The 24,011-nt window shown below is 73.5% G+C and carries 24 protein-coding genes; 6 read left to right on the top strand and 18 right to left on the bottom strand.

Annotated features, from left to right (window positions below):
• The first annotated feature begins 108 nt into the window (after positions 1–108).
• Both ACI769_RS01345 and ACI769_RS01340 read left to right on the top strand, forming a co-directional pair.
• On the top strand, positions 109–960 hold the full coding sequence (locus ACI769_RS01345; RefSeq protein ID WP_031316850.1) for a purine-nucleoside phosphorylase: 852 nt from the start codon (positions 109–111) through the stop codon (positions 958–960).
• 1 nt (position 961) lies between these two features.
• Positions 962–2,806 (top strand): phospho-sugar mutase, encoded by a 1,845-nt coding sequence (locus tag ACI769_RS01340; RefSeq protein WP_409141071.1) that lies wholly within the window; start codon positions 962–964, stop codon positions 2,804–2,806.
• Between the two features lie 102 nt (positions 2,807–2,908).
• Here ACI769_RS01340 and deoC read toward each other — a convergent pair whose 3' ends face one another.
• The 14 genes from deoC to ACI769_RS01270 form a co-directional block, all read right to left on the bottom strand.
• Positions 2,909–3,634 (bottom strand): deoxyribose-phosphate aldolase, encoded by a 726-nt coding sequence (gene deoC, locus ACI769_RS01335; protein WP_409141070.1) that lies wholly within the window; start codon positions 3,632–3,634, stop codon positions 2,909–2,911.
• Complete coding sequence (locus ACI769_RS01330; RefSeq protein WP_114553819.1) at positions 3,631–4,761, bottom strand: adenosine deaminase; 1,131 nt, start codon at positions 4,759–4,761, stop codon at positions 3,631–3,633. The genes deoC and ACI769_RS01330 overlap by 4 nt, the downstream gene beginning before the upstream one ends.
• A gap of 63 nt (positions 4,762–4,824) precedes the next feature.
• The gene (locus ACI769_RS01325) at positions 4,825–5,064 is read right to left on the bottom strand and encodes a hypothetical protein (RefSeq protein WP_009863298.1); all 240 of its coding nucleotides are present in this window, start codon (positions 5,062–5,064) and stop codon (positions 4,825–4,827) included.
• A 28-nt stretch (positions 5,065–5,092) separates the two neighbouring features.
• Positions 5,093–6,052, bottom strand: a complete 960-nt coding sequence (locus ACI769_RS01320) for a hypothetical protein (protein ID WP_409141069.1) — start codon at positions 6,050–6,052, stop codon at positions 5,093–5,095.
• A complete protein-coding gene (locus tag ACI769_RS01315; protein WP_396050938.1) occupies positions 6,049–6,393 on the bottom strand; it encodes a DUF202 domain-containing protein in 345 nt (114 codons plus the stop codon). Before ACI769_RS01315 ends, ACI769_RS01320 begins: the two co-directional genes overlap by 4 nt.
• A 2-nt stretch (positions 6,394–6,395) precedes the next feature.
• Positions 6,396–6,803 carry a YidH family protein gene (locus tag ACI769_RS01310; RefSeq protein WP_034651145.1) on the bottom strand — a complete coding sequence of 136 codons (408 nt, stop codon included), beginning with the start codon at positions 6,801–6,803 and terminating at the stop codon, positions 6,396–6,398.
• A 2-nt stretch (positions 6,804–6,805) separates the two neighbouring features.
• Positions 6,806–8,140, bottom strand: coding sequence for a thymidine phosphorylase (locus tag ACI769_RS01305; RefSeq protein WP_114552701.1), 1,335 nt, complete (start codon positions 8,138–8,140; stop codon positions 6,806–6,808).
• Between the two features lie 29 nt (positions 8,141–8,169).
• Positions 8,170–8,634: a cytidine deaminase gene (locus tag ACI769_RS01300; RefSeq protein ID WP_114552696.1), complete on the bottom strand. Its 465-nt coding sequence runs from the start codon at positions 8,632–8,634 to the stop codon at positions 8,170–8,172.
• A 7-nt stretch (positions 8,635–8,641) separates the two neighbouring features.
• Positions 8,642–9,937: an ABC transporter permease gene (locus tag ACI769_RS01295; RefSeq protein ID WP_034651148.1), complete on the bottom strand. Its 1,296-nt coding sequence runs from the start codon at positions 9,935–9,937 to the stop codon at positions 8,642–8,644.
• Complete coding sequence (locus ACI769_RS01290) at positions 9,934–11,250, bottom strand: ABC transporter permease (RefSeq protein ID WP_051027472.1); 1,317 nt, start codon at positions 11,248–11,250, stop codon at positions 9,934–9,936. The genes ACI769_RS01295 and ACI769_RS01290 overlap by 4 nt, the downstream gene beginning before the upstream one ends.
• Entirely contained in the window at positions 11,247–12,869 is a 1,623-nt protein-coding gene (locus tag ACI769_RS01285) for an ABC transporter ATP-binding protein (protein ID WP_409141068.1), read from the bottom strand. Before ACI769_RS01285 ends, ACI769_RS01290 begins: the two co-directional genes overlap by 4 nt.
• A 204-nt stretch (positions 12,870–13,073) precedes the next feature.
• Positions 13,074–14,186, bottom strand: coding sequence for a BMP family protein (locus ACI769_RS01280; protein ID WP_395413729.1), 1,113 nt, complete (start codon positions 14,184–14,186; stop codon positions 13,074–13,076).
• Between the two features lie 226 nt (positions 14,187–14,412).
• Positions 14,413–15,642, bottom strand: coding sequence for an amidohydrolase (locus tag ACI769_RS01275; protein WP_114552697.1), 1,230 nt, complete (start codon positions 15,640–15,642; stop codon positions 14,413–14,415).
• Positions 15,639–16,787, bottom strand: coding sequence for a mannose-1-phosphate guanylyltransferase (locus tag ACI769_RS01270; protein WP_114552702.1), 1,149 nt, complete (start codon positions 16,785–16,787; stop codon positions 15,639–15,641). Before ACI769_RS01270 ends, ACI769_RS01275 begins: the two co-directional genes overlap by 4 nt.
• A gap of 234 nt (positions 16,788–17,021) precedes the next feature.
• On the opposite strand from ACI769_RS01270, the gene sdhC reads away from it, so the two are divergent.
• From sdhC to ACI769_RS01250, 4 genes are all read left to right on the top strand, one after another.
• Entirely contained in the window at positions 17,022–17,405 is a 384-nt protein-coding gene (gene sdhC, locus ACI769_RS01265) for a succinate dehydrogenase, cytochrome b556 subunit (protein WP_021481379.1), read from the top strand.
• Positions 17,405–17,863 (top strand): succinate dehydrogenase hydrophobic membrane anchor subunit, encoded by a 459-nt coding sequence (locus ACI769_RS01260; RefSeq protein WP_021481378.1) that lies wholly within the window; start codon positions 17,405–17,407, stop codon positions 17,861–17,863. The genes sdhC and ACI769_RS01260 overlap by 1 nt, the downstream gene beginning before the upstream one ends.
• Before the next feature lie 71 nt (positions 17,864–17,934).
• Positions 17,935–19,767 carry a succinate dehydrogenase flavoprotein subunit gene (sdhA, locus tag ACI769_RS01255; protein WP_076405240.1) on the top strand — a complete coding sequence of 611 codons (1,833 nt, stop codon included), beginning with the start codon at positions 17,935–17,937 and terminating at the stop codon, positions 19,765–19,767.
• Entirely contained in the window at positions 19,767–20,534 is a 768-nt protein-coding gene (locus ACI769_RS01250) for a succinate dehydrogenase iron-sulfur subunit (protein WP_034651163.1), read from the top strand. Before sdhA ends, ACI769_RS01250 begins: the two co-directional genes overlap by 1 nt.
• Positions 20,535–20,750: 216 nt before the next feature.
• On the opposite strand, the gene ACI769_RS01245 is transcribed toward ACI769_RS01250, so the two are convergent.
• The 4 genes from ACI769_RS01245 to ACI769_RS01230 all read right to left on the bottom strand — a co-directional run bounded on the left by ACI769_RS01245 (position 20,751) and on the right by ACI769_RS01230 (position 24,009).
• Complete coding sequence (locus tag ACI769_RS01245; protein WP_409141067.1) at positions 20,751–21,938, bottom strand: YihY/virulence factor BrkB family protein; 1,188 nt, start codon at positions 21,936–21,938, stop codon at positions 20,751–20,753.
• 10 nt (positions 21,939–21,948) lie between these two features.
• Positions 21,949–22,512: a 2'-5' RNA ligase family protein gene (locus ACI769_RS01240; RefSeq protein WP_034651171.1), complete on the bottom strand. Its 564-nt coding sequence runs from the start codon at positions 22,510–22,512 to the stop codon at positions 21,949–21,951.
• Positions 22,509–23,600, bottom strand: a complete 1,092-nt coding sequence (gene trpS / locus ACI769_RS01235; protein WP_081599752.1) for a tryptophan--tRNA ligase — start codon at positions 23,598–23,600, stop codon at positions 22,509–22,511. Before trpS ends, ACI769_RS01240 begins: the two co-directional genes overlap by 4 nt.
• Positions 23,601–23,667: 67 nt before the next feature.
• Entirely contained in the window at positions 23,668–24,009 is a 342-nt protein-coding gene (locus tag ACI769_RS01230; protein ID WP_034651176.1) for a twin-arginine translocase TatA/TatE family subunit, read from the bottom strand.
• Positions 24,010–24,011: the final 2 nt, after the last annotated feature.

The following is a 24,011-nucleotide window of genomic DNA, read 5'->3' as shown; positions in this document are numbered from 1 at the left end:
CGCGTCCCTCGATGTCAGCATGCGAGACGTCGCGGCAGGTCCGGCGCGCCGCACGGGACGGCGGTGCTCGTCAGGTCGCGGGCCCGGGGACGGACTAGCCTTGCGACCATGACGACGACGCCTCCGAGCACACCCCCGCTCGACGATCCCGCGACCGACCCCTTCCTCGTGGCCCGGGCCGCGGCCGACCACATCGCGCAGGCCACCGGGGTCGAGGGCCACGACATGGCCCTCGTGCTCGGGTCGGGCTGGGGCGGCGCCGCGGAGCTGCTCGGCGAGGTCGTCGCGGAGGTCCCGACGCACGAGATCCCCGGCTTCTCCGCACCCGCGGTCGCGGGACACCTCTCGGTGACGCGGTCCATCCGGGTCGAGCGCGCCGACGGCTCGGTGCGGCACGCCCTCGTGCTCGGCTCGCGCACGCACCTGTACGAGGGCAAGGGGGTGCGCGCCGTCGTGCACGGCGTGCGCACGGCCGCCGCGACGGGCGCGGAGACGCTCATCCTCACGAACGGCTGCGGCGGGCTCAACCAGGAGTGGGGCGCGGGCACGCCCGTCCTCCTCTCCGACCACATCAACCTCACGGCACGCAGCCCTCTGGAGGGGCCGACGTTCGTCGACCTGACCGACGTGTACTCGCCGCGCCTGCGCGAGCTCGCGCACCGCGTCGACCCGACGCTCCCCGAGGGCGTGTACGCCCAGTTCCCCGGGCCGCACTACGAGACGCCCGCCGAGGTCCGGATGGCCGGGATCCTCGGCGCCGACCTCGTGGGCATGTCCACGACGCTCGAGGCCATCGCGGCCCGGCACTGCGGCCTGGAGGTGCTCGGCGTCTCGCTCGTGACGAACCTCGCCGCCGGGATCAGCCCGACGCCGCTCTCCCACGCCGAGGTCATCGAGGCCGGCCAGGCCGCGGGACCCCGGATCAGCGCCCTCCTGGCCGACATCGCGAAGCTGGTGTGACATGACGGACCGCACTGCGGGGCACCGGGCCGACCCGGCCGACGACCCGACCTTCGACCCGGGGACCGACCACGCGGCGTTCCTCGCGCGCGTCACGGCGTGGATCGACGACGACGTCGACGCGAGCGACCAGGACGAGCTGCGCCGTCTGCTCGAGCTCGTCGACTCCCCCGACCCGCGCAAGCACGACGTGCGCGTGCGGGCGCTCGCCGACCTGCAGGACCGGTTCTCCGGCCCGCTCGAGTTCGGCACGGCGGGCCTGCGCGGGCGCATGGAGGCGGGGCCGCACCGCATGAACCGCGCGGTCGTGATCCGCGCGGCCGCGGGCCTGGGCGCCTACTTGCTCGACACCCTCGGCCCGGCGGGCGCGGGCGGCGCGGCGCGCCCGCGCGTCGTCGTCGGGTTCGACGCGCGGCACCGCTCCCGCACGTTCGCGGTGGACAGCGCGGCCGTGCTCACCGCGGCGGGCCTCGACGTGCTCGTGCTGCCGTCGGCCCTGCCGACGCCCGTCCTCGCCTTCGCGGTGCGCCACCTCGGCGCCGACGCGGGCGTCATGGTGACCGCGAGCCACAACCCGCCTGCCGACAACGGGTACAAGGTCTACCTCGGCGGCCGCGTCGTCACCGACTCCGGCCAGGGCGCACAGATCGTCCCGCCGTACGACGCGCACATCGCCGCCGCGATCGCGGCCGTCGGGCCGGCGCGGTCCGTCCCGCGCGCGTCGTCCGGGTGGACCGTGCTGGACCGCGAGGTCGTCGTCGCCTACGAGCGGTCGGTCCTCGCGCTGTCCGACGGCGCACGGCGCGACCTCAAGGTCGTCACCACGGCGCTGCACGGCGTGGGCGGCGAGACGGTCGCGCACGTCCTGCGCGACGCGGGCTTCACGACGGTCGTGCCGGTCGAGGAGCAGCTCGACCCGAACCCCGACTTCCCGTCCGTCGCGTTCCCCAACCCCGAGGAGCCGGGCGCGATGGACCTCGCGCTCGCCGTCGCGCAGGACGCGGCGGCCGACGTCGTGCTCGCCAACGACCCCGACGCCGACCGGTGCGCCGTCGCGGTGCTCGACCCGCGCGTCGGGACCTACCAGGGCGCGGAGACGGCCCGGTCGAACGGCTGGCGCATGCTGCACGGCGACGAGGTCGGCGCGCTCCTGGGCGACGACGTCGCGCGTCGCGTCGCCGCGTCGGGCGCCACGGGGGGCGTGCTCGCCTGCTCGATCGTGTCGTCGCGGCTGCTGGGCAAGATCGCGGCCGCGCACGGGCTCGGCTTCGCGACGACGCTCACCGGGTTCAAGTGGATCTCGCGCGTCGACGGCCTCGTGTTCGGCTACGAGGAGGCGCTCGGCTACTGCGTCGACCCGGCCCACGTGCGGGACAAGGACGGCATCAGCGCGGCGCTGCTCGTCGCGCAGCTCGCGAACCGCCTCAAGGCCGAGGGGCGCTCGATCGTCGACGCGCTCGACGACCTGGCGCGCGCCCACGGTCTGCACGTGAGCGACCAGCTCTCCGCCCGGTTCGAGGACCTCGACCGCATCGGCGAGACGATGGCCCACCTGCGGGCCGCTCCCCCGCGCACCCTCGCGGGGGCCGGCGTCTCCGACGTCACCGACCTCTCCGCGGGCCTGGACGGGCTCCCGCCGACGGACGGCGTGCGGATCCTCACCGCGGACGGCACGCGCGTCATCGTGCGCCCGAGCGGCACCGAGCCGAAGGTCAAGTGCTACCTGGAGGTCGTGGTCCCGGTAGCCCCGGACGCCTCGCACGACGACCTCACCGCGGCCCGCGCCTTCGCCCGCGACCGCATCGACCGCGTCAAGGCCGACATGACGCGCGCGCTCGGCCTCTGAGCCACCACGAGCCGGGGTCCCCGGTCGCCGGAACGTTCCGGTGACCGGGGACCCCGGCTCGTCACACCTGCGCGACGACGGTCACCGCCGCCGTCACGACGCTCAGTAGCCCGCGTCCCCGGCGGAGGGGGCGTCCGCGCCGTCGAACCCCGCGAGGACGGCGGCGGTGCCGGACAGCCCGAGGCGCGTGGCGCCGTGCTCGATCATCGCGAGCGCGTCGGCGAGCGTGCGGACGCCGCCGGACGCCTTGACGCCCAGGCGACCGCCGACGGTCTCGGCCATGATCGAGACGGCGTGCGTCGACGCGCCTCCGGCCGGGTGGAACCCGGTCGAGGTCTTGACGAAGTCCGCGCCCGCCGCCTCGGACGCGCGGCACGCCTCGACGATCTCGTGGTCCGTGAGCGCGGCGGACTCGATGATGACCTTGAGGACCCTGTCCACAGGGACGGCGGCGCGGACGGCCGCGACGTCGTCGCGCACCGCGTCCCACGCGCCGGCCTTGGCCGCGCCGACGTCGATGACCATGTCGACCTCGTCGGCGCCGTCGCGGACGGACCGGGCCGCCTCGAACGCCTTGACGTCGCTGTGGTGCTTGCCCGACGGGAAGCCGCACACCGTCGCGACGAGCAGCCCGCGCTCGCGCGTGGTCGCCGGGTCCAGGGGCAGCATCGACGGGGAGACGCACACGGAGTAGACGCCCAGGCGGACGCCCTCCTCGACGAGCGCCGCGACGTCCGCGGGGGTGGCCTCTGGCTTGAGCAGCGTGTGGTCGACGAAGCGGGCCAGGCCCGCCGCGTCCAGGGGCTGCGTGCCGGTCGTGTCGCTCACAGCTGCGCTCCTTCGATCTGCTGGTAGCCGGGGAGGATCACGTCGTCGACGAGCGCACGACGCTCGTCGTGGTGCACGAACGCGCTCCACGCGGCGGTCATCGTGACGTCCGCGAGGTCGTCGATGGTCCAGCCGGCGTGCTCGACGAGGAGCGCCATCTCCTGGGTCATCGTCGTGCGCGACATGAGCCGGTTGTCGGTGTTGAGCGTGACCGCGAAGTCGAGCTCCTTGAGGCGCGTGATCGGGTGGTCCGCGATCGACGTCGCCGCCCCGGTCTGCACGTTCGACGACGGGCACAGCTCGAGCGGGACCTGGTGGTCGCGGACCCAGTGCGCGAGGAGGCCGAGCGCGGCCGTCCCGGGCTCGCCCTCGGCGCTGTGCGGGAACTCCGGGTCGAACGCGATGTCCTCGACGATGCGGACGCCGTGACCGATGCGGCTCGCCTGGCCGAGGTGCACGGCCTCGGCGATCGACTGCGGTCCCGCCGCCTCGCCCGCGTGGATCGTCACGGGGAAGTTCTGCTCGGCCAGGTAGCGCCAGATCTCGACGTGGCGCGAGGGCGGGAAGCCGTCCTCCGCGCCCGCGATGTCGAACCCGACGACGCCGTTCCCGCGGTTCGCGACCGCGAGCTCCGCGATCTCCGACCAGCGGTCGGCGTGCCGCATCGCGGTGACGAGCTGCCCGACGCGGATGGTCCGCCCCTCCGCGGCCGCCTCGGCGACGCCCTGCTCGATGCCGGACTGGACGGCGTCGACCGTCTCCTGGAGGGTGAGGCCGCGCTGGAGGTGCTGCTCGGGCGCCCAGCGCTGCTCGGCGTACACGACGCCGTCGCGCGCGAGGTCGAGCACCGCCTCGCGGGCCACGCGGGCGAGGGCGTCGCGCGTCTGCATGACGGCGATCGTGTGGTCGAACGTCTCGAGGTAGCGCACGAGCGACCCGGAGTCCGCGGACTCCGCGAACCAGGCGCCGAGCGCCTCGGCGTCGTCCGCGGGGAGCTGGTGCCCCACGTCGGCGGCGAGCTCGAGGATCGTGGCGGGGCGGAGCCCGCCGTCGAGGTGGTCGTGCAGCACGACCTTGGGCAGCGCGCGGATGACGTCGACCGTCAGCGGGGCGTTCTCGGTGGTCATGCGCTCACGGTACCGGCCGGTACGCCCCGCCTCGCGCCGAGCGCACCGGCCGGGTGCGGACGGTCAGGCGTAGTCGTCGTCGCTGCCGGGCACGGCGGACGCCTGCTCGACGACGTCGGCCTCGGCGGCCTCGCCCTCCAGGTCGGGGCGCGGGGTCCGCGGCTGGTACTCGTCGACCTCGTGCACGGGGTCCTCGACCCCGGGGTCGTCGTCCTCGACCTCTTCCACCAGGCTGACGGCGTCCTCGCCCTGCTCGTCCAGACCGGCGTCCCGCCATGCGTCGTTCCCGGGCACGGTGCTCATCGCGACTCCTCCTCGACGATCGGCGTGCTCACCACGGTCGTGGCGGCTGCGCCCATCCTGCCGCCGGGCGCGCCCCCTCGCCAGCGCGGCCGTCGGGCAGGAGCGCCCAGCACACGTGCGGCCAGCCCCCGAGCGCGCGGCGCACGGCGGGCACCCGGGCACCGTCGAGGAGCGCGCCCGCCGCGACGGTGCCGAGCGTGCCCGACGACGGCTCGTAGACCCGGCACCACCCCGCCCCGGCGTCGGCGTCGGTGAGGAGCACGACGTGGCGCGGGACGGCGGTCGCGAGCCCGAGCGCGAGGTCTCCCCCGGTGAAGAGCGGCACGGGCACGCCGCGCGCCGCCGCGGCGAGCGCGGCGCGCGCGACGCGCTCCGCGCCCGGCCCCGCGACGACCCGGTCCACGAACCGCACGTCCGCGTGGCGTGCGGTCCGAGCGGCGCCCCAGGGTGGCGTCCCGAGCGCCGCGGGCCACGGCAGCGGCCCGAGCGCGCGCCGGTTCGTGCGGCGCTTGAGCGTCTGCTGGAGCGTCCGGAACCGCTCGACGCCACCCCGTGCGCGAGCGTCCTCCGGGTGGTGCCGCGCGGCGTCCCCCGGGCGCAGCCCGGTGGCGAGCCACAGGGCGAGCACCGGGTCGCCCGCCGCGGCGAGGAGGCCCAGTACGGCCGAGCCGCACGTCGTCCCGTCGGTCTGGCGCGCGGGCGCGCCCTCGATCTCGAGCGGCCGGACCGCGGGCCCCTCGTCGGGCCGGTCGAGCCGGCGCAGCGGGTCGACGACGGCACGCCGGTCCGCGGGCCGCAGCCCGTCGAGGGTCGTCGCGAGCGCGCGCACGCGCTGCTCGGGGTGTCCCGCGCGGCGCGCGAGGTCGAGCACGTGGGAGGTCGCGGCGTCGGGCGCGTAGGCGCCGGGCGGCGGGGACGGCGGCAGGGTGCGCGCCGGGAGGAGGCGCGCGACGTCGGTCGCCCGCAGCGCCCCCGGACCGCGCCTCACGCGGCACCGCCGAGGACCCGGCCGAACGCCCAGGCCGCGCCCACGAGGGCGAGCACGACGACGAGGCCGCCGACGCGCACGAGGAACGACCACGAGTGCAGCCGCCCGTCGCGCGGGAGCCCGCCGGTCGGCGGGCGCAGCACCGCGGGGACGAGCGCGAGCACCGCCACCGCGACCGCCGCGCACACCGTGACCACGGAGCCGGAGCGCAGCCCGGCGGCGGCGAGCACGAGCGCCCCCACCACGACGCCGAGCACCGTGCGCTGCCACGCGAGCGCCGTGCGCTCGGGCTGCAGGCCCTCGTCCCGCGGCGGCACGGCGCCCAGCTCTCCCGACGGCACGCTCACCCTCCGGTCGCCGCCCCGACGGCGTAGCCCGCGAGCAGCAGGGCCAGCACGACGACGCCGACCACGAGCACCGGCAGGCCGCTCGGCGCCGGGAGGCGCCACCGCAGCCGCAGCGCCCGCTCGTTGCGGCGCCACGACACGAGCGCGTAGCCCGCGAACCCGGCGCCGGCGAGGCACGCGACCCCCGCGACGACGTCGAGCAGGCCCGCCATGCCCGCGAACGTCGCGAACGACGTCAGCGCGACGCCGCCCGCGACCAGGCCCAGCCCGGTGCGCACCCACGCGAGGGCCGTGCGCTCGTTGGCGAGGCTGAACCGCGCGTCGGGCTCGGTCCCCACGCCGTAGACCGACCGCGGCCGACGCGTGTCGGCCGGCTCGGGCGGGGCCTGCTCGTCGCCCGTCACGCTCAGTCGACGCGGTCCAGGACGACCGAGCCGCGCTCGACCACGGTGCCGGGCTCCGCGACGGACCACGCGCCGTCGAGGGCCTGCACCGCGCGCTCGAAGCGCTCCGGGGTGTCGGTGTGCAGGGTCATGAGGTGCTGGCCCTTGCGGACGGTGTCGCCGGGCTTGGCGAAGAGCTCGACGCCCGCGCCCGCCTGCACCGGGTCCTCCTTGCGGGCCCGGCCCGCCCCGAGACGCCACGCGGCGACCCCGACGGCGTACGCGTCGAGCCGTTCGATCACCCCGTCGCGGTCGGCCACGACGTGCTCGCGCTCGCGCGCGACGGGCAGCGGGGCGCGCGAGTCGCCGCCCTGCTCCGCGATCATCTCGCGCCACTTGTCGAGCGCGCGCCCGCCCAGGAGCGCGTGGCGCACGTCGTCCTCGTCCTGCGGGCGGCCCGCCCCGGCGAGCATCTCGAGCGCGAGCGCGACCGTGAGGTCGACGACGTCCTGCGGCCCCTCGCCCTTCATCACCTCGACGGACTCGCGCACCTCGAGCGCGTTGCCCGCCGTGAGGCCGAGCGGGGTCGACATGTCGGTGAGCAGCGCGACCGTGCGCACGCCCGCGTCGGTCCCGAGGTCGACCATCGTGCGCGCGAGCTCGCGCGCCGAGCCGAGCTCCTTCATGAACGCGCCCGAGCCGACCTTCACGTCGAGCACGAGCGCGCCCGTGCCCTCCGCGATCTTCTTGCTCATGATCGAGCTCGCGATGAGCGGGATCGACTCGACCGTCCCCGTGACGTCGCGCAGCGCGTACAGGAGGCGGTCGGCGGGCGCGAGGCCCGAGCCCGCCTGGCAGATCACGGCGCCGACGTGCTCGAGCGCGTTCATCATCTGCGCGTTGGTCAGCGCCGCTCGCCACCCCGGGATCGCCTCGAGCTTGTCGAGCGTGCCGCCCGTGTGGCCCAGGCCGCGGCCGGAGAGCTGCGGCACCGCGACGCCGTACACCGCGACGAGCGGCGCGAGGGGCAGCGTGATCTTGTCGCCGACTCCCCCGGTCGAGTGCTTGTCCGCCGTCGGGCGCGAGAGCCCCGAGAAGTCCATGCGCTCGCCCGACGCGATCATCGCCTGCGTCCAGCGGCCGATCTCGGCGCGGTCCATGCCGTTGAGGTAGATCGCCATCGCGAGGGCGGCCATCTGCTCCTCGGCCACGACGCCGCGCGTGTACGCGTCGATCACCCAGTCGATCTGCTCGGGCGCGAGCCGCGCCCCGTCGCGCTTGGTCCGGATGACGTCGACCGCGTCGAACGCCTCCGGGGCCGGCCCCTCGGTGGCGCGGTCCTCGCCGTCGTCCTCGATGCCGTCCTGCGTGGCCACGTCGTCGCTGGTCACGAGCGCTCCTCCAGATCCTCGGGCCCGAAGGCGTCGGGCAGCACGTCCCTCATCGTCTTGATACCACGCACCGTCTCGACCAGCAGGTCGGGCCCTCCGTGCTCCCACAGGAGCTGGCGGCACCGGCCGCACGGCATGAGCGGCGCGCCGTGCCGGTCGACGCACGCGAACGCCACGAGACGGCCGCCGCCCGAGCCGACGAGCGAGCTCACGAGCGAGCACTCCGCGCACAGCGTCACGCCGTACGCGGCGTTCTCCACGTTGCAGCCGACGACGACGCGGCCGTCGTCCACGAGCGCGGCCGCACCCACGGGGAAGCCCGAGTACGGCGCGTAGGCGCGGGTCATGATGTCGCGCGCCGCGGTGCGCAGCGCGTCCCAGTCGACGGCCGGCCCGGTGGCGGCCCCGTCCGGGCCCGTCCCCCCGCCCGGCCGGGTACCGCCGTCGTGCACGTCCGTCATGCCGTCCTCACTTGACGTAGGGGATGCCCTCGGCGGCCGGCGGGCGCACGCGCCCGACGAGGCCGGCGACGGCGAAGATCGTCACGACGTACGGCGTCATGAGCATGATCTGGCTCGGGATCGGCGTCCCGACGATGCCGAGCACCGTCTGGAGGTTGTCCGAGAACCCGAACAGGAGCGCCGCGACGAGCGCGCCGACGGGGTTCCAGCGCCCGAGGATCATCGCGGCGAGCGCGATGAAGCCCTTGCCGCCCGTCATCTCCTTGCCGAACGCGAGCCCCGCGGCGACGGTGAAGAACGCGCCGCCGAGGCCGGCGACCGCGCCGCCGAGGATCGTGTTGCGCACGCGCGTCGCGTTGACCTTGATGCCGACGGTGTCGGCGGCCTTCGGGTGCTCGCCGACCGCGCGCAGGCGCAGGCCCCAGCGGCTGCGGAACAGGAAGACCTGCAGCAGGATCACGACCACGTACATGAGGTACACGAGGAGGGTCTGGCGGAACAGCACCGGCCCGACGACCGGGATCTGCGACAGCACCGGGATCTCGATGACGGGCAGCGGGTTGCGCGAGTTCCACGTCGCCGGGTCCGCGCTGAGGACCGTCGAGTAGAGGTAGCTCGTCACGCCGACGACCAGCACGTTGAGCACGACGCCGACGATGATCTGGTTCACCCAGTACTTCACCGAGAAGATCACGAGCAGCACGCCCACGAGCGCGCCCGCGATCGGCGCGGCGATGAGGCCGGCGTACGCCGACGACGTGAGCGAGGCGACGACCGCGGCGAGGAAGGCCCCCGCGAGGAGCTGGCCCTCGATCGCGATGTTGATGATGCCGACGCGCTCGCACAGCACGCCGGAGAGCGCGCCGAACACGAGCGGGACCGCGAGGAAGAGCGAGCCCTGGAGCAGGCCCGTCAGCGGGATCGCCGACTTCCCGGCCCCGGCCCAGGAGAGGAACGCGAAGACGACCGCGACGCCGTACACGATCGGCAGCCACACGCCGACCTTGCGCCGGTCGCGCGCGGCCCAGAACGACAGGCCGGCGAGCAGCAGCGCGAGGATCGACAGGAACAGCGCCGCCCCGGTGGAGCTCACCGTGATCGGCTCGATCTGGAAGAAGTCCTTCGCGGTGGAGAGGCGGAACGTCGTCTGCTGGCCGCCCGCAGGGAGCAGCGCGAAGAAGACGAGGGCCAGCAGCCCGATGACCCCGTACGCGACCGGGGCCTTCCAGCTGATGGGCGGCAGCGGCTTGGCCGCGCGCTCCGGCGCGGCGGCCGGTGCCGGGGTGGTGGTCGCGGTGCTCATGCTCCGGCCTCCTGCGTGGTCGTCGTGGTCGGGACGGCCTTCGCGCGGCGGCGGGCTGCCTGCCGTTCGGCGCGTGTCGGGCCGCCCGGGGTCGGGAGGCGGAAGATCGCCCGCACGAGCGGCGGCGCGGCGATGAAGAGCACGATCAGCGACTGCACGACGAGGACGATGTCGATCGGCGTGCCCGTGCGGGCCTGCATGACGAACCCGCCCGCGCGCAGCGCGCCGAACAGCAGGCCGGCGAGCACCGTCCCGAGCGGACGGGACCGCCCGAGCAGCGCCACCGTGATCGCGTCGAACCCGAAGCTCGCCGCGACGCCCGCGGTGAGCACGTGCTCCGTGCCGAGCACCTGCGCGCTGCCCGCGAGACCCGCGAGCGCGCCCGCGATGGCCATGACCCACACCGTCGTCCACGGGACCGACATGCCTGCTGTCCGGGCCGCGTGCGGGTTCTCGCCGACGGCGCGGAAGCGGAAGCCGAGCGTCGAGCGCTCCATGAGCCACCACACGCCGACCGCGACGAGCAGCGCGAGGACGAACCCCGCGTGGAGGCGGAAGCCCTCGCCCAGCAGCAGCGGGAACTGCGCGTTCCCCGGGATGCGCGGGCTGATCGGGTTGGAGCTGCCCGGCGCCTGGAACGGCTTCGTCGTGAGCAGGTACGCGACGAGGTAGATCGCGATGTTGTTGAGCATGATCGTGACGATCACCTCGTGGGCGCCCGTGCGGGCCTTGAGCACGCCCGCGATGCTCGCCCACAGCGCCCCGCCGAGCGCGGCGCCCAGCACGGCGAGCAGGAGGTGCAGCCCCGGCGGGAGCGCGAACGTCCAGCCGACGAACCCGGCGAAGATGCCGCCGAGGATGATCTGGCCCTGCGCACCGATGTTGAACAGGCCCGCGCGGAAGCCGATGCCGAGCCCGAGGCCCGCGAGGATGAGCGGCGTCGCGACCGTCATCGTCTCGGTGAGGGGGCGCAGCGCCCGCGAGACGTCGGGCGCGTCGACGTTGAGGACCGCGCCCTGGAAGAGCGCGGCGTACGCGCCGAACACCGCGTCCCAGACGGCCTGGAAGAAGTCCGATGGGCGCGCGAAGAAGTAGGACGCCGCCTCCTGGACCGCGGGGTCGGCGGCCGCGATGAGGACGCCGCCGAGGACCAGCGCGGCGACGATCGCGAGCAGCGAGACGAGCCAGCTGCTCTCGAGCATCTCGCGCAGGACGCCCTGCCCGGCGGGCGCCTCCGGCTTCTGGGGGTCGCTCGGCGGTGCGGCCGTCGGCGGGAGCGCCGACGCGTCGTCGGGCGTGGCCTGCTGGGTCACTGGATCTCCTCCTCGCGGGCGGCGGCCGCGTCCTGCGTGGCGCCCGACGGCGCGTCCTCGGCGACGGCGTCCGCCTCGCCGAGGGTCGTGTGGTGCTCGGCGGCCTGCACGACGGCCTCCTCGAGCGGGACCCCGGCCATCATGAGGCCGAGGACGTCGCGGTCGGTGTCGCCGGGCACGACCCCGACGACGCGGCCGCGGTACATGACGGCGATCCGGTCGGCGAGGGCGAGCACCTCGTCGAGCTCCGTCGACACGATGATCACGGGGGTGCCGTTGTCGCGCTCCTGCACGATGCGCCGGTGCACGAACTCGATCGAGCCGACGTCGAGGCCGCGCGTCGGCTGCGACGCGATGAACAGGCGCAGCGGGCGCGACATCTCGCGCGCGAGGACGACCTTCTGCTGGTTGCCGCCGGAGAGCGTGCCCGCCGGGGTCTCGACCGACTGGGTGCGCACGTCGAACTCGCCGATGCGCTGCTCCGCGTTCGCGCGGATCGTGCCGCGCGCGAGCGCGCCGCCGCGCGAGTAGGGCGCGGACGTCACGAGGTCGAGCACGAGGTTCTCCTCGACGGAGAACGTCCCGATGATCCCGTCGGTGCTGCGGTCCTCGGGCACGTAGCCCACGCCCGCCTCGAGCACCTGGGACACGCTGCGCCCCACGAGCTCCTTGCCGTCGAGCAGGATCGAGCCCGCGACCGGCTTGCGCAGCCCGACGATCGTCTCCGTGAGCTCGGTCTGGCCGTTGCCCTGGACCCCCGCGACGACGAGGATCTCGCCGCGCGCGACCTCCAGGCTCACGCGGTCGACGACGGCCGTGCCGGCGTCGTCCATGACCGTGAGCTCGTCGACGTGGAACGTGGTGTCACCGTTCTCCGCGGGCGCCTTGTCGACCCCGAGGGAGACGGAGCGCCCGACCATGAGGGACGCGAGCTCGGTCTCGCTCGCGCTCGGGTCGGCGGTGCCGACGACCTTGCCGCGGCGGATGACCGTGATGCGGTCGGCGACGGCGCGCACCTCGCGCAGCTTGTGCGTGATGAAGACGATCGACGTCCCCGCGGCCTTGAGCTCGCGCATGATCGCGATGAGCTCGTCCGTCTCCTGCGGTGTGAGGACCGCGGTCGGCTCGTCGAGGATGAGGACGCGCGCGTCGCGCGACAGGGCCTTGATGATCTCGACGCGCTGCTGCACGCCGACGGGGATGTCCTCGACCATCGCGTCCGGGTTCACCTCGAACCCGAACCGGTCCGAGATCTCCTGGACGAGGCGGCGCGCGCGGCGCGCGTCGATGAGACCCGCGCCCTTCACGGGCTCGTGCCCCAGCGCGACGTTCTCGGCGACGGTGAACACCGGGACGAGCATGAAGTGCTGGTGCACCATGCCGATACCGGCGGCCATCGCGTCGCCCGGGCCCGCGAACTGCACGGGCACGTCGTCGACGAGGATCTGCCCGTCGTCCGGGTCGTACAGCCCGTACAGCACGTTCATGAGCGTGCTCTTGCCCGCCCCGTTCTCCCCGAGCAGGGCATGGATCTCGCCGGGCTCGATGACCAGGTCGATGTGGTCGTTGGCGACCAGGGACCCGAAGACCTTCGTGATCCCTCGCAGCTCCAGCTTCACCGGTCTGCCTCTCCTCGTGCTTCGCAGTCGTACCGCGGTGTCGACCCCGATCCCGTCGAGGTACTCCATCGAACCGCACTCGCGGGAGCGCGGCGCGTCGTCGCGGCCCCGACGACACCGTCGTCGTCATGACGGTGGCCCGGGCGCTGGGCCCGGGCCACCGGTGCCGGTCGCCCGTGGGCGGCCGGCGGGTTCAGCGTCGCGTCACGGCGCGTTCGGCGACTCGACGACGAGGTCGCCCGCGATGATCTGCTCCTGGTACTGGGCGATCTGGTCCTGCAGCTCGGCCGGGACCGCGTCCTCGAAGTCGTGGAACGGCGCCAGGCCGACGCCCTCGTTCTCGAGCGTGCCGACGTACGGCTCGCTCGTGAAGTTGCCGTCCGCCGACTCGCTCACGGTGTCGAAGACCGCCGGGCCGATCTGCTTCATCACGGACGTGAGGATGATGCTCCCGTAGTCCGTCGTGAGGAAGCCGTCCGAGTCGACCCAGATGATCTTCGCGCCACCGCTCTCGGCCGCCGCGGCGGCACCGAGGCCCACCGGGCCGGCCACGGGCATGATGATGTCCGCGCCCTGGTCGATGAAGCCCTGCGTGACGTTCTGGCCGTTCGCCTGGTTGTCGAAGTCGCCGGTGAACGTGCCGGTCTGCGCTTCCTTGTCCCAGCCGAGGACCTTGACGTCGGTGCCGTTGTCCTCGTTGTACTTCGCGACGCCGTCGGCGTAGCCGTCCATGAAGATGGCGACCGACGGGATCTGGATGCCGCCGAACGTGGCGACCGTGCCCGTCTCGGTCATGCCCGCCGCGAGGTACCCGGCGAGGAACGCCGCCTCCGCGGTGTTGAACAGGATCGGCTTCGCGTTGTCGATCTCGACCGACTCCGGCGGGTCGTCCGCCGTGGCGCCCGGGTTGCTGAACGCCGAGTCGATGAGGGCGAAGTGCACGTCCGTGTTCGCCTCGGCAGCCGACTGGATCGGGTCCTCGAGGAGGAAGCCGACGCCGATGATGAGGTTGCAGCCCTGCTGGACGAGGCTGTCGATGTTGGGGCCGTAGTCGGTGTCCGCCTGGGACTCGACCTCGTGCGTCGTGATGCCGAGCTCCGTCTTGGCCTTCTCGAGGCCCTCGTAGCCCGACTGGTTGAAGGACTGGTCGTCGAACCCGCCGGCGTCGGAGACCATGCACGCGGAGAAGTCGGAGTTGCCGCCCGCGGTGCTGTCGCCGCCGCCGCTCGTCTCGTCGTCCTCGGGCGCGGCGCCGCACGCGGCCAGCGCGAGCGCGGCGACCGCCGCGAGGGCGGTGACCTGAGTCGCTCTCTTCACCTGATAGCTCCTGTCGTTCTCGTAGCAGTGCCGCGCAGGGAAGGACCCCTGGGCCCTCCCGAGCACCGTTGCACGGGAGGACCGGTCCGTCGGCCTCTATAGGACCGAAGACTAATCAGCCCGAGGGGTCCAGCACGTTACTTGCCGGTAACGCGGGCGCTTCGTTATGCAAGCGTCACTTTGCGTCTGAGGCGTGACACACCCCTGTCCACGGGTCGGGACCGGTTCACCCGTCCTGGCCCGCGGCGACGCGCGCGAGGAGCCGCATGCCCAGGCCGATCGCGCGCTCGTCCACCTGGAGGTCGCCCTGGTGGATGTCGTAGCTGCGCCCGCCCGGCGTCCGCGTGCCGAGGCGGGCCATCGCCCCGGGCACCTTCGTCAGGTACCAGGCGAAGTCCTCGCCGCCGAGCGACTGCTCGGTGAGCACCACGCTGTCCGGGCCCAGGACGTCGCGCGCGGCGGCCTCGAGCAGGCCGGTGCAGCGCTCGTCGTTCTCGACGGGCGGGACGCCCCGCGTGTGGTGCACGGTCACCTCGACCTCGTACGGCGCGACGACCTGCTCCACCGCGTCGTGCAGCACCTGCCCCGCGAACTCCCACGCGCGCACGTCGAGGCAGCGCAGGGTGCCGCGGACCGTGCCGGTGCTCGGGATGGCGTTGTGCGCGGAGCCCGCGTGGACGGCCCCCCACGTGAGGTTGACGCCCGAGCGCGGGTCCAGCCGACGGCCGAGCACCGCGGGGACCTGCGTGATGACCTGGCCCAGCGCGTACACCACGTCGCCGGTCAGGTGCGGTCGCGACGTGTGGCCGCCCGGGGAGGCGATCGTCACGGAGACCTCGTCGGACGCCGACGTGATCGGGCCGATCCGCGTGCCGATGCGACCCACGTCGACCTTCGGGTCGCAGTGCACGGCGTAGATCTCGTCGACGCCGTCCATCGCCCCGGCCGCGAGGACGTCGAGCGACCCGCCCGGCTGGACCTCCTCGGCGGGCTGGAGCACGAGCCGCACGCCGCGGCGCAGCTCGCCCTGCGCGTGGAGGTCCGCGAGCACGAGCCCGGCACCGAGCACGACGGCCGTGTGCACGTCGTGGCCGCACGCGTGCGCGACGCCCGGCACGGTCGACGCCCACGGGAGGTCGCACCGGTCCTGCAGCGGCAGCGCGTCGATGTCCGCGCGCAGGGCGACGCGACCCTCCGGGACGGCCGCGCCGTCGGGCACGCCAGCGGCGGTCGTGCCCGGCTCCGGGCCGACGTCGCACACGAGCCCCGTGCCCGGCAGGAGCCGCGGCTCGAGGCCCGCCGCGCGCAGGCGGTCGGCGAGCAGCGCCGTGGTGCGCGTCTCGGCGCGCGAGACCTCGGGGTGGGCGTGGATGTCGCGGCGGATCGCCACGACCTCGTCCACGTGACGCGCGACGGCGGCCCCGATGCGGGCGGCGAGGGTCACGTCGGCGCTCACAGGAGCTCGTCCATCCCGAGCTCGCGCACCGTGTCGACCATCGACTTCACCTGCTGCGCGCGCGCCCGCGTCGTGACGAGGAGTGCGTCGGGGGTGTCGACCACGACGACGTCGTCGAGACCGAGGACCGTCACGACGCGGTCGCTCGCGGGCACGACGACCGAGCCCGCGCTCTCGCGTCGCACGACGCGCCCCGTGTCGCCGAGCACCTTGGAGCCCGCCCCGTCGACGGACGGGAGGAGGGCGGCGAGGGAGTTGAAGTCGCCCACGTCGTCCCACCCGAACGTGCCGGGGACGACGGCGACGCCCCCGACCGCGGCGACCGGCTCGGCCACCGCGTGGTCGATCGCGATCCGCTCGAGCGCCGGCCACCGCTCCGCGAGCACGCGGTCGCGGTCGGGGCCGTCCCACGCGGCCGCGATCGCGCGCAGGCCGTCGTGCAGCTCGGGGCGCTGGTCCGCGAGGTGCCCGAGGAGCACGGACGAGCGCACGATGAACATGCCGGCGTTCCACCGGTACTCCCCGGACGCGAGGTAGCGCTGCGCGGTCGCGGCGTCCGGCTTCTCCGTGAAGCCGCGCACGTGCTGCGCGGTCGGCGCCCCCGCGACGCCGAGCGGGGCGCCGCTGTGCACGTACCCGAACGCCGTCGACGGCCGCGACGCCGCGATGCCGATCGTCACGACGTACCCGGCGCGCGCCGCCTCCACCGCCTCGCGCACCGAGGACTCGAAGGCGGCACGACCCGTGATCACCTGGTCCGCGGCGAACGACCCGACGACGACGTCGCCGTGCCGCGCCTCGAGCACCGCCGCGGCGAGCCCGATGGCCGCCATCGAGTCCCGGGGCGACGGCTCCGCGAGCACGTTCTCGGCCGGCAGGCCCGGGAGCTGCGTGCGCGCCGCCGCGACGTGCCGGTCGCCCGTGACGAGCACGACGCCCTGCTCCCCCGCGAGCGGCACGAGCCGGTCGACCGTCGCCTGGAGCAGGGAGCGCCCCGAGCCGGTGAGGTCGAGCAGGAACTTCGGGGAGCCCGCCCGCGAGAGCGGCCACAGCCGGGTGCCGGCGCCTCCCGCGGGGACGACGGCGAAGAAGCCGGGGATCGGCGACCCGGACGGGCCGGAGGAGTCGTGCGGCGAAGAGGCCATGAGGGCCAGCATAGTGAGGGCCGCAGTTCCCCCGCGGGCTGTGGGATCAGTCACAAACCCATGCCAGCGGGCCGATCCGCCGCCCCCGGCGGTCCGCATCATGACGTCGATGTCACTATGGTGGAAGCCCTGAGACCGATGCCGACGACGGTCCCGGGGTCCGGACTGAGGGAGTTCCGGACCACGGCCGGAACGTGACATCTCCCCCTGATCTCGCCACAGGAGGCCCCCAAAGTGCCCAGTGCACCAGCCGGCACGCTCTACCGCGGCCGCGAAGGCATGTGGTCGTGGGTCGCGCACCGCGTGACCGGCGTGCTCATCTTCTTCTTCCTGCTCGTGCACGTGCTCGACACGGCGCTCGTGCGGGTCTCGCCCGAGGCGTACAACGCCGTCATCGGGACGTACCAGACGCCGATCATGGGCATCGGTGAGGCGGGCCTGGTCGCGGCCATCGTCTTCCACGCCTTCAACGGCATCCGCATCATCCTGGTCGACTTCTGGTCCAAGGGCCCGCGGTACCAGCGCACGATGCTCTGGGTCGTCGTCGGCCTGTTCGTCGTGACGATGGCCGGGTTCCTGCCGCGCCACCTGATGAACGTCTTCGGAGGGGGGCACTGATGGCCGCCGCACCCACGGTCGAGGTCGCGAGCCCGCGCGACCCGTACAAGCGCCGCAAGGCCACGCGCAGCAACTACGAGCTGTACAGCTGGATCTTCATGCGCGCCTCCGGCGTCGTGCTGATCGTCCTCATCTTCGGGCACCTGTTCGTCAACCTCATGGTCGGCGAGGGCGTGCACGCGATCGACTTCGGCTTCGTCGCCGGCAAGTGGGCCTCGCCGTTCTGGCAGATCTGGGACCTGCTCATGCTGTGGCTCGCCATGTTCCACGGCACCAACGGCGTCCGCACGATCATCAACGACTACGCCGAGCGTGACGGCACTCGCCTCGTCCTCAAGCTCGCGCTGTACCTCGCCTTCACGATCGTCACGGTCCTCGGCACGCTCGTGATCTTCACGTTCGAGCCCTGCCCCGCGAACGCCCCGGCCGAGCTGCTCGCGTCGTTCTGCACGGCCTGAGCACCGCACCACCGCACGCCCCCGTCTTCCTCTCGCTCCACCCGGCTCTCTCCCAGGAGGCATCGACCCCGATGCAAACCCATCAGTACGACGTCGTCATCGTCGGCGCAGGCGGCGCCGGGATGCGCGCGGCGCTGGAGTCGTCCGGCAAGGTCCGGACGGCCGTCATCTCCAAGCTCTACCCCACGCGCTCGCACACGGGCGCCGCGCAGGGCGGCATGTGCGCCGCGCTCGCGAACGTGGAGGAGGACAACTGGGAGTGGCACACGTTCGACACGGTCAAGGGCGGCGACTACCTCGTCGACCAGGACGCCGCGGAGATCATGGCCAAGGAGGCCATCGACGCCGTCCTCGACCTCGAGCGCATGGGCCTGCCGTTCAACCGCACGCCCGAGGGCCGCATCGACCAGCGCCGGTTCGGTGGGCACACCCGCAACCACGGCGAGGCCGCGGTGCGCCGCTCGTGCTACGCCGCGGACCGCACCGGTCACATGATCCTCCAGACGCTCTACCAGCAGTGCGTCAAGCAGGACGTCGAGTTCTTCAACGAGTTCTACGTCCTCGACCTCATCACCGACCACGACCTCTCCGCGGGCGAGATCCCCGACGACGAGACGGTCACCGCGACCGGCGTCGTCGCCTACGACCTCGCGTCCGGCGAGATCCACGTCTTCCAGGCGAAGGCGATCATCTTCGCCACCGGTGGCGCGGGCAAGATCTTCAAGACGACGTCCAACGCGCACACGCTCACAGGCGACGGCATGGCCCTGGCCTACCGCCGCGGCCTGCCGCTCGAGGACATGGAGTTCTTCCAGTTCCACCCGACCGGCCTCGCGGGCCTCGGCATCCTCCTGTCGGAGGCCGCCCGCGGCGAGGGCGGCATCCTGCGCAACGCGGACGGCGAGCGCTTCATGGAGCGCTACGCCCCCACCATCAAGGACCTCGCGCCGCGCGACATCGTCGCCCGGTCCATGGCGAACGAGGTCCGCGAGGGCCGCGGCGCCGGGCCGAACAAGGACTACGTCCTGCTCGACCTCACGCACCTCGAGCCGGCGCACATCGACGCCAAGCTCCCCGACATCACCGAGTTCGCCCGGACCTACCTCGGGATCGAGCCGTACACCGAGCCCGTGCCCGTGTACCCCACGGCGCACTACGCGATGGGCGGCATCCCGACGAACGTCGACGCCGAGGTGCTGCGCGACAGCCACAACGTCGTCAAGGGCCTCTACGCCGCCGGTGAGGTCGCGTGCGTCAGCGTGCACGGCTCCAACCGTCTCGGCACCAACTCGCTGCTCGACATCAACGTCTTCGGCAAGCGCGCCGGCCGCACGGCCGCCGCCTACGCCGCGACCGCGTCGTACAGCGAGCTCCCGGAGAACCCCGCCGCGGCCGTCGTCGCGCAGCTCGAGGAGATGCGCAACCGTCCCGACGGCGAGCGCGTCGCCGACGTCCGCAAGGCGCTCCAGGAGACGATGGACGCCAACGCCCAGGTGTTCCGCACGGGCGAGTCGCTCAACCAGGCCCTCGCGGACATCCGCGACCTGCAGAAGCGCTACAAGAACGTGTCGGTGCAGGACAAGGGCCGCCTGTTCAACACCGACCTCCTCGAGGCGATCGAGCTCGGGTTCCTCCTCGACATCGCCGAGGTCACCGTGGTCGCGGCGATCAACCGCAAGGAGTCCCGCGGCGGCCACTACCGCGAGGACTTCCCGGACCGCGACGACACCAACTACATGCTGCACACGATGGCCTACCGCCGTCCGACGTCCGCCAGCGACGTCGCCGACGGGCACGTCGCGGGCTACTTCGACCACGTCGAGCAGTTCGACGGCTACAAGGTCGCCCTGGGCTCCAAGCCCGTCACCCAGACCCGGTACGAGCCCATGGAGCGGAAGTACTGATGACTGCCACACTCGAGAGCCCGGCCGCCGAGCCCAAGGCCGGGGAGATCCCCTCGTTCGAGGTCACGCTCCGCGTCCGCCGCTACTCCCCGGAGTCGGAGCACGGCGAGGAGGCGTACTGGGACGAGTTCACCGTCCAGGCGCACGGCACCGACCGCGTCCTCGACGCGCTGCACAAGATCAAGTGGGAGCACGACGGCTCCCTGACGTTCCGCCGCTCGTGCGCGCACGGCGTGTGCGGCTCGGACGCGATGCGCATCAACGGCCGCAACCGGCTCGCGTGCAAGACGCTCCTCAAGGACGTCAACCCCGACAAGCCGATCACGGTCGAGCCCATCAAGGGCCTGCCCGTGGTCAAGGACCTCGTCGTGGACATGGAGCCGTTCTTCGCGTCGTACCGCGAGATCATGCCGTTCCTCATCACGTCCGGGAACGAGCCGAGCAAGGAGCGCCTCCAGTCGGCCGCGCAGCGCGAGCGCTTCGACGACACCACCAAGTGCATCCTGTGCGCCGCGTGCACGTCGTCCTGCCCGGTGTTCTGGACCGACGGCCAGTACTTCGGCCCCGCCGCCATCGTCAACGCGCACCGCTTCATCTTCGACAGCCGCGACGAGGGCGCCACGCAGCGCCTGGAGATCCTCAACGACAAGGAGGGCGTGTGGCGCTGCCGCACGACCTTCAACTGCACCGAGGCCTGCCCGCGCGGCATCGAGGTCACGAAGGCGATCCAGGAGGTCAAGCGCGCGATGATCACCCGCGCGTTCTGACACCCCCCGCACCGCCACGAAGGGCGCCGACCGCACGGTCGGCGCCCTTCGTCGTCCCCGGGTGACGCCGCCGCCCGCGCGGCCCCGCACCGATCGGCACCCACGGCCGGGATCGGCAGTCTCGACCGAGATCGGCATCTGCGGCTGAGATCGGCAGCCGCACGTGCCGATCTCGGCAGCGCGTGCCGATGTCGACCTACCGCGCGAGCGCGACGCTCACGTCCCGCGCGGACGGCGGGCTCGACGGACACCACGGACCACCGGGCTCCACGGGCGGTGCGACCCGTGACCGGCGCGGAGGTGCTCCTCGGGCGACGGGACGACGGCGTCGCGCGTGCCCTCGACGGCGTCGCGCCTCTTCTGGACGTCGTCGCGCGTGCTCTCGACGGCGTGGCGGGGCGCCCGGAGGTGGCGGCCGTCGGCCGGGGGGTCGCCGTCGAGGACGGGCAGCTCGGGACGGCCGTCGCGCGCGTGCCGGGCGCCGTCGGGCACCGGGTCGGGCGGGCGCGGTGGGTTCGCCATCCATGCGCACACGGCCAGGAGGATGCGCGCGGTGAAGTTGACGAGGAGCAGCAGCGTCACGAGGACGGCGAACGACGCCAGGAGGGCGTTCCTCGTGGCGCTGCTCTCGACGAACGACGACCCGAGGTAGCGGAGCACGCCGAACCCGACGGCGGCGGTGAGCGAGCCGACGAGGAGGTCGCGGCGTCGGACCCGCACCCCGGCGAGGAGCCGCACGACGACGACCACGACGAGCGCGTCGAGCAGGACGCTCACGACGAGGCCCGCGCCGGTCACGAGGACGGCGGGCCCGCCGGAGAGCCCGATCGCCTCGAGGATCTGGTTGCCGAGGGACGTGACGGCGATGCCGGCGACGGCGGAGACGAGGAGGAACAGCGCGAGCAGGAAGAACCCGAGGAGGGCGCGCGCCCGGGCGAGCACGGGGCTCTGGCCGACGTCGCTCACGCCGAACATGGTCCGCACGGCGCCACGCAGGTGGTACATGAACGACACGACGGAGAAGAGCAGCACCACGCCCGCGACGACGCTCGTGACGCTGAGCCCGGAGTCGAGCAGGAGCTGGTCGGGCCGAATCTCGCCCGGCTGGCCGTCGAGGGCGATGAGCCCGGGGACGAACTCGTTGATCTCGCCGAAGACGACGTCCATGAGCTCCTCGCGCCCGCCCAGGACCCGCATGAAGACGGTGTAGCCGATCGTCAGCGCGGCGAAGAGCGAGAACAGCGCGGAGTACGCGATGCCGCCGCACAGGAGCGCACCGCGCGCGTACAGGTAGCGGTAGGTCGCGCGGCCGGGCCGGCTGTCCTTCCAGCGCTCGACGAGGGCGTCCACCCGCGCGCGCGTGCGCGTGACGACGCGCGGGGCGGCAGGGCGAGGCGACGTCACGCCCCGAACCCTACGAGGCGGTCGCTCCCGCGGCATCCGCGCCCAGGGGGAACACCTGCTCGGGGCGCCAGACGCCGTCGTCCCCGTGCTCGTAGAGCGAGAAGCCGGCGACGTCGAACTGCGCGTCGTAGGTCGCCATCTGGTCGAACGCCGCGTCGAGCGCGGCCTCGGGCACCTCGTGCGCGACGGTCACGTGCGGGTGGTAGTTGAACCGCAGGTCCTGGGCGAGCGGGCCGGTGCGGATCGCGCTCTCGAGGTGCTCGCACTCCGCGATGCCCTCGACCACCTGGACGAACACCACGGGCGAGACGGGACGGAACGTCGCGCTCCCCCGCAGGTGGAGGCGGAACGGCGCCGCGGTCGACGCGACCTCGGTCAGGTGCGCGCGCGCCGTGTCGAGCGCGGTGCGGTCCAGGACCGTCGGGCCGAGGAGCGTCACGTGCGGCGGGATCGACCGCGCGAGCGGGTCGCCGAACCGTGCGCGCGCGTCCTGGAGCTGCGTCGCGAACGGCTCGGGCACCTCGATCGCGATGCCGATCCGCACCTGGTGGGGCTCGCGCTCCGGGAGGTTCACGCGGTCGTCCCGCCCACGGGCAGCAGGCCGACGCGGTCGTAGATGCGGGCGAGCGTGCCGGCCGCGATCTCGCGGGCCTTCTGCGCGCCGCGCGCGAGCACCGCGTCGAGCTCGGCCGGGTCCGCCAGGTAGGTGTTCGCACGCTCCTGGAACGGCACGAGGAAGTCGACGACGACGTCCGCCAGGTCCACCTTGAGGCGCCCGTAGCCCTGGCCGTCGTACTCGGCGGCGATCGCCTCGACGTCCCGCCCCGTGAGCGCCGAGTAGATGGTCAGCAGGTTCGACACGCCTGGCTTGGCGACCGGGTCGTAGCGGATCTCCGTGCCGGAGTCGGTCGCGGCCGACCGGATCCGCTTGGCGGCGACCTTCGGGTCGTCGAGCAGCCAGATGACGCCCTTGCCGTTGGACGAGGACTTGCTCATCTTCGCCGTCGGCTCCTGGAGGTCGTAGATCTTCGCGACCGACCGGACGATGTGGGCCTCCGGCACGACGGCGGTCCCGTCGCCGAAGCGGGCGTTGAGCCGCTCCGCGAGGTCACGGGTGAGCTCGAGGTGCTGGCGCTGGTCCTCGCCGACCGGCACGAGCGCCGCGTCGTAGAGCAGGATGTCGGCTGCCATGAGCACCGGGTACGTGAACAGCCCGACGGTCGTGCCGTCGGCGCCCTGCTTCGCGGACTTGTCCTTGAACTGGGTCATCCGGCCCGCCTCGCCGAAGCCCGTCTGGCACGACAGCACCCAGGACAGCTCGGCGTGCTGAGGCACGTGCGACTGGACGAACAGCGCCGAGCGGTCCGGGTCCACGCCGCCGGCGAGGTACTGGGCGGCCGTGCGGCGGGTGCGCTCGCGGAGCCGCTCCGGGTCGGGGTTGACCGTCAGCGCGTGGAGGTCGACGACGCAGTACAGGGCGTCGTACGCGTCCTGGAGGGAGACCCACTGGCGCAGCGCACCGATGTAGTTTCCGAGCTGCAGGGAGTCCTCCGTGGGCTGCATGCCCGAGAGGATCCGTGGCCGGGTGCCCGTCGGGCTCCCGGGCTCCTGCGTGGTCTCCGGGACCGGTGCCGGACCGATGTGCGTCGCCTCGATGGACATTGCCCCATTCTGACAGGTGCTCGGGCGCCGGAACGAATCGCCGTCGTGCCGCGGCCGGACGACCGGGTCAGGTGGCCTCGTCGTCGAACGGGGCGGGCCCCGTCGGCGCGACGGGAGCGGCCGGGCGGGGCGGGGAGACGCGCTCGGGCAGGGGGTCGTCGTCCAGGAGTGCCTCGCGGACGATCCGGCGCGGGTCGTACTGGCGCGGGTCGAGCTTGGCCCAGTCGACGTCCGACAGCTCCTCGCCGAGCTCCGCGTCCACGCGCGACTTCGCGTCGCGCAGGTAGCCCCGCGCGGACCGCACGAACGCCCCGAGCTGCTCCGCGTAGCGCGGCAGGCGCTCGGGACCGATGACGACGACCGCCACGATGAGGAGCACGACGAACTCGGCTCCGTTGATCCCGAACACGC

The organism is Cellulosimicrobium sp. RS, from assembly GCF_046159675.1.
In the GTDB taxonomy this organism is placed as follows: Bacteria; Actinomycetota; Actinomycetes; order Actinomycetales; family Cellulomonadaceae; genus Cellulosimicrobium; species Cellulosimicrobium funkei.
The sequence above is the reverse complement of the archived record's forward strand: the minus strand, read 5'-3'. Positions and strand labels throughout refer to the sequence as shown.